Origin of the sequence: Pseudomonas nicosulfuronedens (genome assembly GCF_005877905.1) — a bacterium.
In the GTDB taxonomy this organism is placed as follows: Bacteria; Pseudomonadota; Gammaproteobacteria; order Pseudomonadales; family Pseudomonadaceae; genus Pseudomonas; species Pseudomonas nicosulfuronedens.
Genome location: NZ_SWDV01000008.1, coordinates 11388 through 25430 on the forward strand (window position 1 = coordinate 11388; position 14043 = coordinate 25430).

A 14043-nucleotide genomic window follows, 5' to 3' on the forward strand; every position below is an offset into this window, starting at 1 on the left:
TCCGAAGGCCAAAGGCCAGCCGGTGCAGTAACCTGTGTCGGAGACAGAACCCAGGACCGACCGATGACCGAGCGCACGACGCCAATCCTGCTGAACTGCGACATGGGCGAAAGCTTCGGCGCCTGGCGCATGGGTGACGACACCCACGCCATGCCGTTGATCGACCAGGCCAACCTCGCCTGCGGCTACCATGCAGGCGACCCGTTGACCATGCAGCGCACCGTTCGTCTGGCGGTGGAGCAGGACGTCAGCATCGGTGCGCACCCGGCCTACCCGGACCTGGCCGGCTTCGGCCGCCGCCACATGAGCTGCTCGCCCGAGGAAGTCCACGCCCTGGTGCTCTACCAGATCGGCGCGCTGGACGCCTTCTGCCGCGCCGCCGGTACTCAGGTGGCTTACGTGAAGCCCCATGGCGCGCTGTACAACGACCTCGTGCGTGACGATGCGCTGCTCGCCGCGGTGCTCGATGCCTGTGCCGCCTACCGCAAGCGCCTGCCGCTGATGGTGCTGGCCCTGGCTGATAACAACCGCGAACTGCAACTGGCTGACGCTGCCGACGTGCCGCTGATGTTCGAAGCCTTTGCCGATCGTGCCTATCTGCCCGATGGCCAGCTTGCTCCGCGCCGCCTGCCCAACGCCGTGCACCACGAGCCGCAGCGCATCCTCGACCAGGCCCTGGCCATCGCCCGTGGGGAACCCTTCCCTGACATTGACGGCAACCCATTACGCCTGCGCGCCGACAGCCTCTGTGTGCATGGCGACAATCCCGAATCCCTGGCGGTGCTGCGGCGCCTGCGTGGCCTGCTGGACCAGGCATGATCCGCGTCGAAGCCTTCGGCGCCACGGCGCTGCTGATTACCCTCGCCGAGCAGCCCGACGACAGGTTGCCCTTGCGCATTGCCCGCTTGGCCGAGCGCTTGCGCGCCGAGCTGGGCGTTGCGCTGGCGGATTGCGTGCCGGGCTGGACCACCTTGCTGCTGCATTACGACCTGCTGCGCATCGACCTGCCTCAATTGCAGCTCCGCGTGCGAGCGGCCCTGGCGGACTGGCCTGATGACTTCCTCGCCGACCGCGCCGGGCGCCTGCATGAAATCGCCGTGTGGTATGCCGGTGAAGACCTCGCGGAAGTTGCGCGACTCTGCGGGCTCACCTCCGCCCAGGTGGTCGACCTGCACGCCGGGCGCGACTATTGCGTCGGCGCCATCGGCTTCTCTCCCGGCTTCGCCTACCTCGGCGAGCTGGACGAACGCCTCGCCTTGCCGCGCCGGGCGACGCCGCGCACGCATGTGCCCGCCGGCAGCCTGGCGATTGCCGAGCGGCAGACGGCGGTTTATCCACAGGCCTCGCCCGGTGGCTGGCATCTGCTCGGCCGCACCGCGCAACGCCTGTTCGATCCCGGTCAACAGCCGCCTTGCCCGTTGGCCGTGGGTGATCGCGTGCGTTTCGTACCCCTCGATAAGGCGGCTTATCGCGCGGCCGGAGGCGAGCCATGAGCCTGAAAGTCATCGCCTGCGGCCCGCTGTGTCTGCTGCAGGACGGCGGTCGGAAAGGCTGGCAGCACCTGGGCGTTTCGCCCGGCGGCCCTGTGGATAAACAGGCCGCGGCCTGGGCCAATCGACTGCTCGGCAATATGCCAGGCGTGCCGTTGCTGGAAATCGCGCTGGGCGGGGTGGTGCTGGAAGTGCAGGCGGACACCTGGCTGGCGCTGACCGGTGCCGACGTGCCGGCAACTCTGGATGGCGAGCCGCTGCCGGGTTGGTCGCGCTTTCGCGCAAGGGTAGGGCAGCGCCTGAAACTGGGCTTCGCCCGCGCCGGTCAACGGGCCTATCTCGCCACTGCCGGAGGCTTCCATGCGCAGTCGATTCTGGGCAGCATTGCGACCCAGACGCGGGAAAAGCTCGGAGGAATTGGCGGCAATGGCCAGCCGCTCCAAGCCGACGATCTGCTGGAATGCGCAGCCCACGGCGAAGGTTTCACTCTCGGTGCCAGCGTGCCCTGGCCTTATCGACCGGACTACTGCGAGACCCCTATCCTGCGCGTGCTGCCCGGCCCGGATGCTTTCAGCGAGGAGCAGCGCCAGGCCTTCTTCGAACAGCGCTGGCAGATCAGCCCGCAATCCGATCGCATGGGCGTGCGACTGCGCGGCGAGGCACTGAGCGCGCCTCGCCGGCAATGGTCGCTGGGGATCGTGGAAGGCGCCATCCAGGTACCGCCGGATGGCCAGCCGATTGTCCTGCTGGCCGACCGCCAGACCATGGGCGGCTACCCGTTGCTGGGCGTGCTGCATCCGCTGGACATCGGCCGTCTGGCGCAATGCCCGGCGCATAGCGATGTGCGTTTCGTGGCGGCGAGCGTGGAACAGGCGCAGGCGGACCTGCGCGCCTTCCTGCGCTTCTTCTCCGGCTGACCTCAGCCTTCGAAGCGTTCGCCACGAAACACCCGGCGCGGATTGCCGCGTTGCAGGTGGTGATGCACCAGCCGGCGTTCGGCACGCAGCTCGCTGCTCGCCTGCTCCGCGCGTTCCTCCAGCTTGCGGGCAATCAGCAGCAGCGCCAGACGTTTGTTGGCGTGCTGACTGCGCTCGCTCTGGACCTTCACGCTCAGGCCGCTGGCAACATGGGTGGCGCGCACCGCCGAGTCGGTGGTGTTGACGTGCTGCCCGCCGGGACCGGAGGAGCGCAAGGTTTCGAAGCGCACTTCACCTTCGAGGCTGGCCGGTGGCGCGTTGAATCGTGCGCCGCCGAAGTACCAGTTCTTGCGCCCGTGGTTGGGCCGGTAAGGGCTGGCGCAGACCCATTGCAGGGTGCCGCTCCACTCCTCGGCCAGGGTTGCTGCCGAGTCGCCGTCCAGCGCCAGCAGCACCGAGAGCAGGGTGCCCCGGCGCGGGCCGGCTTCTTCCTCGATCGTGCGAGCCTCGACCCCGCTGGCTTCGGCCTCGCGCAGCAGTCGCTGCAGGGCCTTGGCCACGGCCAGTGCGCATTCGTCCGGCCCCTGGGCCGCGGTAAGTTGCAGCAGGATCATCAGCAGCACTCCCCGCGGGTCTTGTAGGTCAGCACCGGCTTGAGTCGAGCCAGTACCCGCAGCAGGCCCGCTTCGCGCAGTGCACCGACTACCGAGTCGATGGCTTTGTAGGCTTCCGGCGCCTCCTCGTAGATCAGCCCGCGATCACCGCAGATCACCCGGCTGCCCAGCGCGGTGCGGGCCAGTTGCTCGACGCGATAGCGCGCCGAGAGACGGTCCTTGCACTCGCTGCGCATCCACTTGCGCCCCGCGCCGTGAGCGAGGGAAAAGAGGCTGCGCGGATCGGCGACCGGCTCCACCAGGTAGCTGTAGTCGCCGCGCGAACCGGGGATGACCATCACCCCGCGATCCGCCGGCGTCGCGCCCTTGCGGTGCAGCCAGCCGTTGATGCCTTCGACTTGCGCGGGGCTGACGAGGTTGTGGTTCACGTCCAGCACCTGCGCACCATCTGCACGCAGACGGTCGAGCATGCGCAGGGCGATCAGCTGACGGTTGGCTTCGGCGAAACGCAGCGCGCCGTCGTGGCGAGCCAGGTAGTGCGCACAGTCGTCGGTGCCTTCCTCCAGGCCCTGGTGGCTGAAGCGGTCCACCTGCTCGCGCAGGATGGCTTCGCCCAGGCCGCGCGAGCCGCTGTGCACCAGCAGGAGCAGGTGGCGACGGTCGAGACCGAGGGCTGCCACGGCGGCTTCGTCGTAGAGCTGATCGAGCTGCTGCAGCTCGGCGAAGTGGTTGCCTCCGCCGATGGTGCCCAGCGAGTGCTCGTGGCCGCAGGGTGGCAGAGCGAAGCCGGCAATGCGCTCGCTCCAGTCTTCGTCCAGCGGGCCGTCGAGGTTGCCCAGGCGCTTCTCCAGCTTGTCCAGGTTCAGCTTGGCGGTGGCGATATCGGTGCGCCACAGCGCCATGCCGCAGCCGATGTCGTTGCCCACCAGCGCCGGATACAGGCGGCCGATGGAGAAGAACGCCGCGCCGATCGGGTAGCCGCGCCCGGGATGCAGGTCCGGCATGCCGGCGACCCGTTGCATGCCCGGCAGGCGGGCGGTGGTTTCAAGTTGCTGGATCGCTTTACCTTCGATCCAGGTGTCGTCCGCGGCAATCAGGGTGATGCCGGCGGACAGATTTTGGATGCAATTGCCCATTGTCCAATCCCATGAGGAATGAAACGAAAAAAGAGGATGGGGGCAGGCCGGAGCCGGGCAATGCGATGCCGCCAAAGGGGCGGCGGGGAAACGATTACGCCAGACGCGACCTGCAAAGGGTGATCAGTGCTTGCATGATGTCTCTCCTTTGCTGTCGGTGGATGGGACGGTGGCGAATGATAGGCGCGCAGCCGCCCGCGCGCAATCCCGCTATTTCGGCAGGTGCCGCAGCGGCAGGGGGGCCGACTCCTTCACCGTCTGGATGGCGAAGTTGCTGCGGATATCGCTGACGCCCGGCAGCTTGAGCAGGGTGCCGGTGAGGAACTGCTCATAGGCGCGCAGGTCGGGCAGCACCACTTGCAGGAGGAAGTCCGACTCGCCGCTGACCAGGTGTACCGAGATGACTTCCGGCAGGTCGATCACTGCCTGGCGGAAGGCGGCGGCACTGGTGTCGCTGTGGCGTTCCACTTTCACCCCGACGAACACGGTCAGCCCCAGGCCGACTTCGTCGCGCCCCAGCTCCGCGTGGTAGCCACGAATCATGCCGGCTTCTTCGAGAATGCGGACGCGCCGCAGGCAAGGGGAGGGCGACAGGCCGATTTCTTCGGCGAGCTGCACGTTGGTCAGGCGGCCGTCGCGCTGCAAGGCAGCGAGAATGCGGTGGTCATAGGCGTCCAGTTTTTGGATTGGCATGAGTGACTACTCAATTGGCTTTAGGTTGGCAGGATATGCCAATTGTTAGCGCCAGGATGGTCGAATACGCAAGCACCTGCCTGGGCCTTCAGGCATAGAATCCTTATCCGCAATCACTGCTTCGGAGTGGCTCTTGTGGATATCGGCGTCTTCCTGCTGGCCCTGGCGATGGTCTACCTGCTGCCGGGGCCGGACATGATTCTCCTGCTGCACACCGGTGCCCGTGACGGTTGCCGCGCGGCGCTGGCAACTGCGCTCGGGTTGGGCCTGGCACGCGGCTGCCATGTGGCGTTGGCGGCGACCGGACTCGCACTGCTGTTCCGCACGGCGCCCTGGACCTTCGATGGGGTGCGCATCGGTGGCGGCCTCTACCTGGCGTGGATCGGTCTGCAACTGCTGCGTGCTCCGGTGGGCCTGCCGGAGGCAACCGGCGCGGTCGGGTTATCCACAGTCAGCTATCGGCGTGCATTCAGCCGGGGCTTGCTGACCAATCTGCTCAACCCCAAGGCGCTGCTGTTCTGTTCGGTGTTGCTGCCGCAGTTCATCCACCCACAGAACGGTCCTCTGGCGCTTCAGTTCGCACTACTGGGCGGCGTATTGGTAGTGGTCGGGCTGGGCTTCGACAGCTTCTATGCGGTCAGTGGCGAGCGCATGGGCCGCTGGCTGGCGCGGCACAGGACGATGCAACGGATGCAGCAGTGGGGCTTCGGCGGCATCCTGCTGGGGTTCGGTGTGCGACTGGCGCTGATCCGCGATCTGTAAGGCTGAAGTCTTTCGTAGGAGCGAGCTTGCTCGCGAACCAGTTTGCCAGCAGCTTCGAAGCCTGGGTTGTTCGCGAGCAAGCTCGCTCCTACAAGGATCTGCTCAGAGGTCTTGCGGTTGGATCTTCCACAGCCGTGCCACGGACGGATTCTGCGGATTGCGCGCGACTACCAGCAGGCCAACGTCGCCACCGCTCAGTTCCCGCACCAACTGTTCGCCCTTGCGTTGCTGCATGCCTTCGGCGAGATAACCCAAGGCAATGCTCGCCGCGGCCGGGTGGGTGGCGACTGGCACGTAACTGCCATCGTCCATGTCCAGCACCACATGCCGTTCTCCGGCATCTGGCGCGGGAACGTGCAGGTCGGCCTTGCGCAATTGCGCCATGGCTTCGCTGCGGTGTGCGCTGGACATCCGTTCTTGCAGCGCACGCTCCAGCGGCAGGAATGCTTCCCTGGGTTCGGCTTTCGGCTTTGCCGGAGGTGGCGGTGTGGGTGGCTCAGCTCTGACCGGTGCAGGTTTGGGGGGCGCTGGCGGAGTTGCAGCCGGAGGCGCTGGCGTGACATCCAGCTCTTCCTGGTCGAGACCGTCCCAGTCGATCTCGTCGAGATCGACTTCCTCCGTCGCCTTCTTCTTCGGCGCCGGTCGCTTCCGAGACTTGACTGCTTCGCGCACGTCCATCCGCCGCTGACGCTTCCACTTGTGCAACTGCACGTTGGCGACGATGGCGGTGACGAGGATGAGCAGAAGGAAGAACAGCAGCATGGAAGATCGTGGCCCTGTGGATAACGGCCACGGCGCGCAGGCGGTGGCGGGGTGCCACCCTGGCGGTATTGTCTGGCTCAGGCGATAGGCCTGGTCCGGCTACGTTGTAGGACGCAGCTGTTTCCGAAAGAGGGGCCGGCCTATGACCGGCCCGTTTCGGTTCAGTTCAGGAACTGCTCCGCATGGTGGCAAGCCACCTGGCGCTCATCGAGCAGGCGCAATTCCGGGACTTCGGCCTTGCAGCGCTCGGTCGCATACGGACAGCGCTTGTGGAAGGCGCAGCCAGTGGGTGGGTTGAGCGGGTTGGGGAGTTCGCCCTGAATTTTGATCTTGGGCTTGTCCGGATCGGGGTGGATGGCCGGGGTTGCCGATAGCAGGGCCTGGGTATAGGGGTGCAGCGGGCGCTCGTAGAGCTTGTCCGCCGGGCCCATCTCCGCCGGGCGGCCGAGGTACATCACCAGCACGTCGTCGGCCACGTGGCGGACCACGGCGAGGTTGTGGGAGATGAACACGTAGGCGGTGCCGAACTCCTGCTGCAGGTCCATGAACAGGTTGAGCACCTGGGCCTGGATCGACACGTCCAGCGCCGAGGTCGGCTCGTCCGCCACCAGCACCTTGGGCCGCAGCATCATTGCGCGGGCGAGGGCAATGCGCTGGCGCTGGCCGCCGGAGAACATGTGCGGGTAGCGCTGGTAGTGCTCGGGACGCAGGCCGACCTGCTTCATCATCGCCTGAACCCGTTCGCGGCGTTCGACGCGGGAGAGACTGGTGTTGATGACCAGCGGTTCGGCCAGCTGGTCGCCGATCTTCTGCCGCGGGTTGAGCGAGGCGTAGGGGTTCTGGAAAACCATCTGCACGTCACGGCGCAGTTGCTTGCGGGTGTCGTGGTCGGCGCCTTTCACCTCGTGGCCGGCGATCTGCAGCGAGCCGGAGGTGGGCTCCTCGATCAGCGTCAGGGCACGGGCGAGGGTGGATTTGCCGCAGCCGGATTCGCCGACCACGGCGAGGGTCTTGCCGGCCTGCAGGTCGAAGGACACGCCGTTGAGCGCGCGGACCAGGGCGTGCGGCTTGAACAGGCCCTGGGATATTTCGTAGTGACGGGTCAGGTCGCGGGCGGTCAGTACGGCGCTCATCGGGCCACCTCGGCGTTCAGGTTGAGCGGGTAGAAGCAGCGCACGGCTCCGCGCTCATGGGCGTCCAGGGCTGGGCGCACGCTGCGGCAGTTGTCCTGCACGTAGGGGCAGCGCGGTGACAGCAGGCAGCCCTGCGGACGGTCGTACTTGCCGGGGACGATACCGGGCAGGGTGGCCAGGCGTTCCTCGCCGGCGCTGTGCTCGGGGATCGCCTTGAGCAGCGCCTCGGTGTACGGGTGGGTCGGCAGGTCGAACAGCGCGGGCACCTGGCCGATCTCCACGGCTTGCCCGGCGTACATCACGCAGACGCGCTGGGCGGTCTCGGCGACCACGGCGAGGTCGTGGGTGATCAGGATCAGTGCCATGCCCTGGTCGCGCTGCAGGTTCAGCAGCAGCTCCATGATCTGCGCCTGGATGGTCACGTCCAGCGCGGTGGTGGGCTCGTCGGCAATCAGCAGCTTCGGCTCGCCGGCAATCGCCATGGCGATGGCGACGCGCTGGCTCATGCCGCCGGAAAGCTGGTGCGGGTAGGCGTCGAGGCGCTGCGCAGCGCCGGGGATTTCCACCCGTTCGAGCAGCTCCAGCGCGCGCTGGCGCAGGGCCTTGCCGCGCAGGCCGAGGTGCAGCTTGAGCACTTCCTCGATCTGGTAGCCGACGGTGAAGCTGGGGTTGAGGGCGGTCATCGGGTCCTGGAAGACCATGGCGATGTCCTTGCCGACGATGCGCCGACGCTCGCGGCCCTTCAGGCGCAGCATGTCGGTGCCATCGAACTGCATGGTGTCGGCGGTGATGATGCCGGGGGCGTCGATCAGGCCCATCAGGGCCATCATGGTCACCGACTTGCCGGAGCCGGATTCGCCGACGATGGCCAGGACTTCGCCCTTGTCCACTGAGAGGTCGAGACCGTCCACCACCGGGATGGCGTTGCGGTCGCCGAAGCGCACCGAAAGATTGCGCAGGTCGAGGAGGCTCATACGGCGGTCTCCATCAGGCTTCTGTTCTTTTTGTAGGAACGAGGGGGACGCCTTAGTCCTTGCTCGCGAACGGGGAACGCGGAGGAGTGCAGGTTCGCGAGCAAGCTCGCTCCTACAGACAGCGGGAAGGTATTCATCTGTCTGCTCCTCACGCCGCGTTCTTCAGCTTCGGGTCCAGCGCATCGCGCAGGCCGTCGCCCATCAGGTTGATTGCCAGCACGCTGAGCAGGATGGTCAGGCCGGGCAGCGAAACGACCCACCAGGCGCGCTCGATATAGTCACGCGCGGAGGCCAGCATGGTGCCCCACTCGGGCGTCGGCGGTTGCACGCCGAGGCCGAGGAAGCCCAGGGCCGCAGCGTCGAGGATGGCCGAGGAGAAGCTCAGGGTGGCCTGCACAATCAGCGGCGCCATGCAGTTGGGCAGCACGGTGACGAACATCAGGCGCAGGGTGCCGGCGCCGGCCAGGCGCGAGGCGGTGACGTAGTCGCGGTTCAGCTCGCCCATTACGGCGGCGCGGGTCAGGCGCACGTAGGCCGGCAGCGAGACGATGGCGATGGCGATCACGGTGTTGATCAGGCCTGGGCCGAGGATGGCGACGATGGCCACCGCCAGCAGCAGCGAGGGCAGAGCCAGCATGATATCCATCAGGCGCATGATCACCGGGCCCAGGCGGGTCGGCGAGAAGCCGGCGAGCAGGCCGAGGAAGATGCCGGGGATCATCGAGATCAGTACCGAGGTCAGGCCGATCATCAGCGACAGCCGAGCACCGTGCATCAGCCGCGAGAGCAGGTCGCGGCCCAACTCGTCGGTGCCCAGCAGGAACTGCGTGTTGCCGCCTTCGAGCCACAGCGGCGGAGTGAGCAGGAAGTCGCGGAACTGCTCGCTCGGATCGTGGGGCGCGACCCAGGGCGCGAACAGCGCGCAGAACACGATGACCAGCATGAACAGCAGGCCGCCGACCGCGCCCTTGTTGCGCGAGAAGGCTTGCCAGAATTCTTTCAGCGGGGACGGGTAGACCAGGCTCGGGTCGCTGGCGGGAGCTTTGGCGTTGGCAGTCATGGCGTCGGCTCCGGTTAGCGTTGGTGACGGATGCGTGGGTTGGCGAGGCCGTAGAGGATGTCCACGATGAAGTTCACCAGGATCACCAGGGTCGCCACCAGCAGGATGCCGTTCTGCACCACCGGGTAGTCGCGCCGGCCAATGGCGTCGATCAACCATTTGCCGATGCCGGGCCAGGAGAAGATCGTCTCGGTCAGTACTGCACCGGCGAGCAGCGTGCCGACCTGCAGGCCGAACACGGTGAGGACCGGGATCATGGCGTTGCGCAGGGCGTGCACGAACACCACGCGCGCCGGCGACAGGCCCTTGGCGCGGGCGGTGCGTACGTAGTCCTCGCGCAGCACTTCGAGCATCGAGGAGCGGGTCATCCGGGCGATCACCGCCAGCGGGATGGTGCCCAGCACGATGGCCGGCAGGATCAGGTGGCGCACGGCGTCCATGAAGGCGCCTTCCTCATCTGACAGCAACGTGTCGATGAGCATGAAGCCGGTCTTCGGTTCGATGTCGTAGAGCAGGTCCAGGCGCCCGGAAACCGGCGTCCAGCCCAGGCTCACGGAGAACAGCATGATGAGGATCAGGCCCCACCAGAAGATCGGCATCGAGTAGCCGGCCAGGGAGATGGTCATCACCCCGTGGTCGAACAGCGAGCCTCGTTTCAAGGCGGCGATCACCCCGGCGAGCAGGCCGAAGACACCCGCGAACAGCAGGGCCGCCAGGGACAGTTCGAGGGTCGCCGGGAACAGGGTGAGGAATTCGTGCCAGACGCTGTCGCGGGTGGTCAGCGATTCGCCGAGGTTGCCCTGGGCGAGGTTGCCGATGTAGTCGAGGTACTGCTGGTAGAGGGGCTTGTCGAGCCCCAGGCGGTGCATGGCCTCGGCATGCATCTGCGGATCGACGCGGCGTTCGCCCATCATCACTTCCACGGGGTCGCCCGGAATCAGGCGGATCAGCGCGAAGGTCAACAAGGTGACGCCGAAGAAGGTCGGGATCAGGAGCCCGAAGCGCCGGGCAATGAAGGACAGCATTGTGGGGAATTCTCCACATGGGATGGTCACGGTTGGGCCGCGTCATGGGCGGTCCGTTCTTGTCGACGTCGACCCTTATGAGGTCCGGTCCTTGTCGTTATGGTCCCGGCGCGCCCTGTAGCTGCACGCGGGAGAAATTATTCGAACCCAGCGGGCTCAGGGTAAAGCCTGTCACGCTTGGGCGCACCACGGCGAACTGCTTCGGGTACGCCAGGGCGATCCACGGCGCCTCGCGCTGGTAGATCGCCAATGCCTGGCGGTATAGCCCGGCACGGGTTTCCTGGTCGGTGATGGCGCGCGCCTTGCGCAGCAGTTCGTCGAACTCCGCATTGCACCAGCCCGCCTGGTTCTCGCCACTCTTCGCGGCAGCGCAGGACAGGTTCGGCGTCAGGAAGTTATCCGGATCGCCGTTGTCGCCCGCCCAGCCCATGAAGATCAGGTCGTGCTCGCCCTGCTTGGCGCGCTTGATCAACTCGCCCCATTCGAACACGCGGATATCGGCCTGGATGCCGATCTTGCCCAGGTCATCCTGCAGCATCTGTGCGCCGATGCCGGGATTGGGGTTGGTCGGACCGCCGCCGGGGCGGGTCCAGATCGACAGTTTCAGGCCGGGCTTGATGCCGGCTTCTGCCAGCAATTGTTTCGCCCGCGCCGGGTCGTGGGGCCAGACCTTGAGTTGTGGATCGGAACCCCACAATGTCGGCGGATAGGGCGCTACAGCCAGCGTCGCGGCGCCTTCGCCGAACTGCGCCCGCAGGTAGGCTTCGCGGTCGAAGGCGAGGTTGATCGCCTGCCGCACTCGCACGTCATCCAGCGGCTTGTGCCGGGTATTGAGGCCGACATAGGCGACCAGCAACGAGTCCAGTTCCTCGATGGTCAGCTTTGGATCCTGGCGCAGCGCAGGGATGTCGGTGGGCTTGGGGTAGACGGCTATCTGGCAATCACCGGCCTTGACCTTCTGGATACGCACGTTCGGATCGGGAGTGATTGCCAGCAACAGGCGTTCGATCTTCGGCTTGCCGCCCCAATAATCCGGATTGGCGGTGAAGCGCACCTGGGCGTCCTTCTGGTAGCGCTGGAAGATGAAGGGCCCGGTGCCGATGGGCAGGTTGTTCAGTTGGTCGGCTTTTTCGGCGGCCAGCAGCAGGTCACCGTACTCGGCGGAATAGATGGAGGCGAAGCCCATCGCCAGGTCGGCGAGGAAGGGCGCCTCGGGGTGCCTGAGAGTGAAGCGCACGTGGTGGTCGTCGAGCTTTTCCACCGCGCTGATCAGGCTGGGAAGACCCATCGCCTCGGCATAGGGAAAGCCGCGTGGCGCCAGTTTGTTCCAAGGGTGCTTCGGGTCGAGCTGGCGCTGGAAACTCCAGAGCACGTCGTCGGCGTCGAAATCACGAGTCGGGGTGAAGTAGTCGGTGCTGTGGAATTTCACACCCTGACGCAGGACGAAGGTGTACTGCAGGCCGTCGTCGCTGATCTCCCAGCTCTCTGCGAGGGCTGGTACCACGTGGGTGCTGCCGGGGGCGAACTGCACCAGGCGCTCGAAGACCGTCTCGGCGGAAGCGTCGGCGGTGGTGGCGGCGGTGTACTGGGTGATGTCGAACCCTTCCGGGCTGGCCTCGGTGCAGACCACCAACGATTGGCCGAATGCCGGCGCACAGCCGAGCAGGCTGGCCAGGGTCAGGCGGATGAGCGCTTTGCGCACGGCGGCTGCCGGGAGAAAGGGCCGCCGGGAAGCCCGGCGGCCGCTGGCCTTACTTGCCTACGCTGACGCCGTAGAACGAGTTCAGCGCGAACGGGCTGATCTTGAAGTCCTGCACCGTCTTGCGCATCGGCTGGTACACGGTGGAGTGGGCGATCGGGGTGATCGGCACCTGCTCCTTGAGGATGTGCTGGGCCTGCTTGTACAGCTCGGTGCGCTTGGCCTGGTCCGGAGTGCGCTTGGCATCCTTGATCAGCTTGTCGTAGGCCGGATCGCACCACTTGGAGAAGTTGTTGCCGTCCACGGCGTCGCAGCCGTAGAGGGTGCCCAGCCAGTTGTCCGGGTCACCGTTGTCGCCGCTCCAGCCGATCAGCATGGCGTCATGCTCGCCACCCTTGGCACGCTTGATGTACTCGCCCCATTCGTAGGTGACGATCTTCGCCTTGATGCCGACCTTGGCCCAGTCGGACTGCAGCATCTCGGCCATCAGCTTGGCGTTGGGGTTGTACGGGCGTTGCACCGGCATGGCCCACAGGGTGATCTCGGTGCCTTCGGCGACGCCGGCCTTCTTCAGCAGCTCCTTGGCCTTCTCCGGGTTGTAGCCGGCATCCTTGATGGTGTCGTCGTAGGACCATTGGGTCGGCGGCATGCCGTTCACGGCGAGCTGGCCGGCGCCCTGGTAGACGGCGTCGATGATGGCCTTCTTGTTCACCGCCATGTCCAGCGCTTCGCGCACTTCGAGCTTGTCGAACGGCTTGTGGGTGACGTTGTAGGCGATGTAGCCGAGGTTGAAGCCCGGCTGCGACGGCATGTTCAGGTTCGGGTCCTTCTTCAGCGACTCCAGGTCGGCGGGGCGCGGGAAGAGGGTGACCTGGCACTCGTTGGCCTTGAGCTTCTGCATGCGCACCGAGGCGTCGGTGTTGATGGCGAAGATCAGGTTGTCGATCTTCACCTCACCCTTGTTCCAGTAGTCCGGGTTGGCCTTGAAGCGGATCATCGCGTCCTTCTGGTAGCGATTGAACACGAACGGGCCGGTGCCGATGGGCTTCTGGTTGATGTCGGCGGCTTTGCCCTGCTTGAGCAACTGGTCGGCGTATTCGGCGGACTGGATCGAGGCGAAGCTCATGGCCAGGTTCTGGATGAACGCGGCGTCGACTTCGTTGAGGCTGAACTTGACGGTCTTGTCATCGACCTTCTCCACCTTGGCGATGTTCGCGTCCATGCCCATGTCGGTGAAGTAGGGGAATTCGGTCTGGTACGCCTTACGGAACGGATGGTTCTTGTCGAGCATGCGGTTGAAGGTGAACAGCACGTCGTCGGCGTTGAATTCGCGGGTTGGCTTGAAGTAGTCGGTGGTGTGGAACTTCACGCCGGAGCGCAGATGGAAGGTGTAGGTCTTGCCGTCATCGGATACGTCCCATTTTTCCGCAAGGCCCGGGATGACCTGGGTGCCGCCGCGCTCGAACTGGGTGAGACGGTTGAAGACCGTTTCGGCCGAGGCGTCGAAGTCGGTGCCGGTGGTGTACTGGCCGGGGTCGAAGCCCGCGGGGCTGCCTTCGGAGCAGTAGACCAGGTTGTTGGCGGCGTGGGCGAGCGGGGCGCTGGCGATCAGCCCAGCGGCAATCATGGAGCGGATGACGGCGTTCTTACGCATACGGACCTCTGTTTATTCTGGTTGTCATCGAGGGGCAGCCTCGTGAGCTGCGTTGCGTGAAACTATGCACGGCACATGCCGGGCGCAAGCTGCTGGCGGGGATGAGTGTAGAAGTTGTGACGCG

General features: G+C 65.9%; 14 protein-coding genes. 4 read left to right on the top strand and 10 right to left on the bottom strand.

Features of this window, described 5'->3' with window-relative positions; translation table 11 throughout:
- Window positions 1-63: 63 nt before the first annotated feature.
- Genes FAS41_RS08355 through FAS41_RS08365 form a run of 3 tightly spaced genes read left to right on the top strand, consistent with a single transcriptional unit; the run spans window position 64 to window position 2407 of the window.
- The gene (locus FAS41_RS08355) at window positions 64-819 is read left to right on the top strand and encodes a 5-oxoprolinase subunit PxpA (RefSeq protein WP_138521167.1); all 756 of its coding nucleotides are present in this window, start codon (window positions 64-66) and stop codon (window positions 817-819) included.
- Complete coding sequence (gene pxpB, locus FAS41_RS08360; protein ID WP_138521169.1) at window positions 816-1493, top strand: 5-oxoprolinase subunit PxpB; 678 nt, start codon at window positions 816-818, stop codon at window positions 1491-1493. The genes FAS41_RS08355 and pxpB overlap by 4 nt, the downstream gene beginning before the upstream one ends.
- Complete coding sequence (locus FAS41_RS08365) at window positions 1490-2407, top strand: 5-oxoprolinase subunit C family protein (RefSeq protein ID WP_138521171.1); 918 nt, start codon at window positions 1490-1492, stop codon at window positions 2405-2407. The genes pxpB and FAS41_RS08365 overlap by 4 nt, the downstream gene beginning before the upstream one ends.
- 2 nt (window positions 2408-2409) lie before the next feature.
- Here the strand turns inward: FAS41_RS08365 and prfH are convergent, their stop codons facing one another.
- From prfH to FAS41_RS08380, 3 genes are all read right to left on the bottom strand, one after another.
- A complete protein-coding gene (gene prfH / locus FAS41_RS08370) occupies window positions 2410-3021 on the bottom strand; it encodes a peptide chain release factor H (RefSeq protein ID WP_138521173.1) in 612 nt (203 codons plus the stop codon).
- Window positions 3021-4157 (bottom strand): RNA ligase RtcB family protein, encoded by a 1137-nt coding sequence (locus FAS41_RS08375; protein WP_138521175.1) that lies wholly within the window; start codon window positions 4155-4157, stop codon window positions 3021-3023. Before FAS41_RS08375 ends, prfH begins: the two co-directional genes overlap by 1 nt.
- Before the next feature lie 210 nt (window positions 4158-4367).
- A complete protein-coding gene (locus FAS41_RS08380) occupies window positions 4368-4850 on the bottom strand; it encodes an Lrp/AsnC family transcriptional regulator (protein ID WP_138521177.1) in 483 nt (160 codons plus the stop codon).
- Window positions 4851-4985: 135 nt separating this feature from the next.
- On the opposite strand from FAS41_RS08380, the gene FAS41_RS08385 reads away from it, so the two are divergent.
- A complete protein-coding gene (locus FAS41_RS08385) occupies window positions 4986-5612 on the top strand; it encodes a LysE family translocator (RefSeq protein ID WP_138521179.1) in 627 nt (208 codons plus the stop codon).
- A 102-nt stretch (window positions 5613-5714) separates the two neighbouring features.
- Here the strand turns inward: FAS41_RS08385 and FAS41_RS08390 are convergent, their stop codons facing one another.
- The 7 genes from FAS41_RS08390 to FAS41_RS08420 all read right to left on the bottom strand — a co-directional run bounded on the left by FAS41_RS08390 (window position 5715) and on the right by FAS41_RS08420 (window position 13919).
- Window positions 5715-6374, bottom strand: a complete 660-nt coding sequence (locus FAS41_RS08390; RefSeq protein ID WP_138521181.1) for a hypothetical protein — start codon at window positions 6372-6374, stop codon at window positions 5715-5717.
- 161 nt (window positions 6375-6535) lie between these two features.
- Window positions 6536-7507, bottom strand: coding sequence for a peptide ABC transporter ATP-binding protein (locus FAS41_RS08395; protein WP_138521183.1), 972 nt, complete (start codon window positions 7505-7507; stop codon window positions 6536-6538).
- A complete protein-coding gene (locus FAS41_RS08400) occupies window positions 7504-8481 on the bottom strand; it encodes an ABC transporter ATP-binding protein (protein WP_138521185.1) in 978 nt (325 codons plus the stop codon). Before FAS41_RS08400 ends, FAS41_RS08395 begins: the two co-directional genes overlap by 4 nt.
- A gap of 148 nt (window positions 8482-8629) precedes the next feature.
- Window positions 8630-9541 carry an ABC transporter permease subunit gene (locus tag FAS41_RS08405; RefSeq protein ID WP_138521187.1) on the bottom strand — a complete coding sequence of 304 codons (912 nt, stop codon included), beginning with the start codon at window positions 9539-9541 and terminating at the stop codon, window positions 8630-8632.
- A gap of 14 nt (window positions 9542-9555) precedes the next feature.
- Window positions 9556-10566, bottom strand: coding sequence for an ABC transporter permease subunit (locus tag FAS41_RS08410; RefSeq protein ID WP_054906646.1), 1011 nt, complete (start codon window positions 10564-10566; stop codon window positions 9556-9558).
- A gap of 97 nt (window positions 10567-10663) precedes the next feature.
- Window positions 10664-12268: an ABC transporter substrate-binding protein gene (locus FAS41_RS08415; protein ID WP_138521189.1), complete on the bottom strand. Its 1605-nt coding sequence runs from the start codon at window positions 12266-12268 to the stop codon at window positions 10664-10666.
- A gap of 49 nt (window positions 12269-12317) precedes the next feature.
- Entirely contained in the window at window positions 12318-13919 is a 1602-nt protein-coding gene (locus FAS41_RS08420; RefSeq protein ID WP_138521191.1) for an ABC transporter substrate-binding protein, read from the bottom strand.
- Between the last annotated feature and the right edge of the window lie 124 nt (window positions 13920-14043).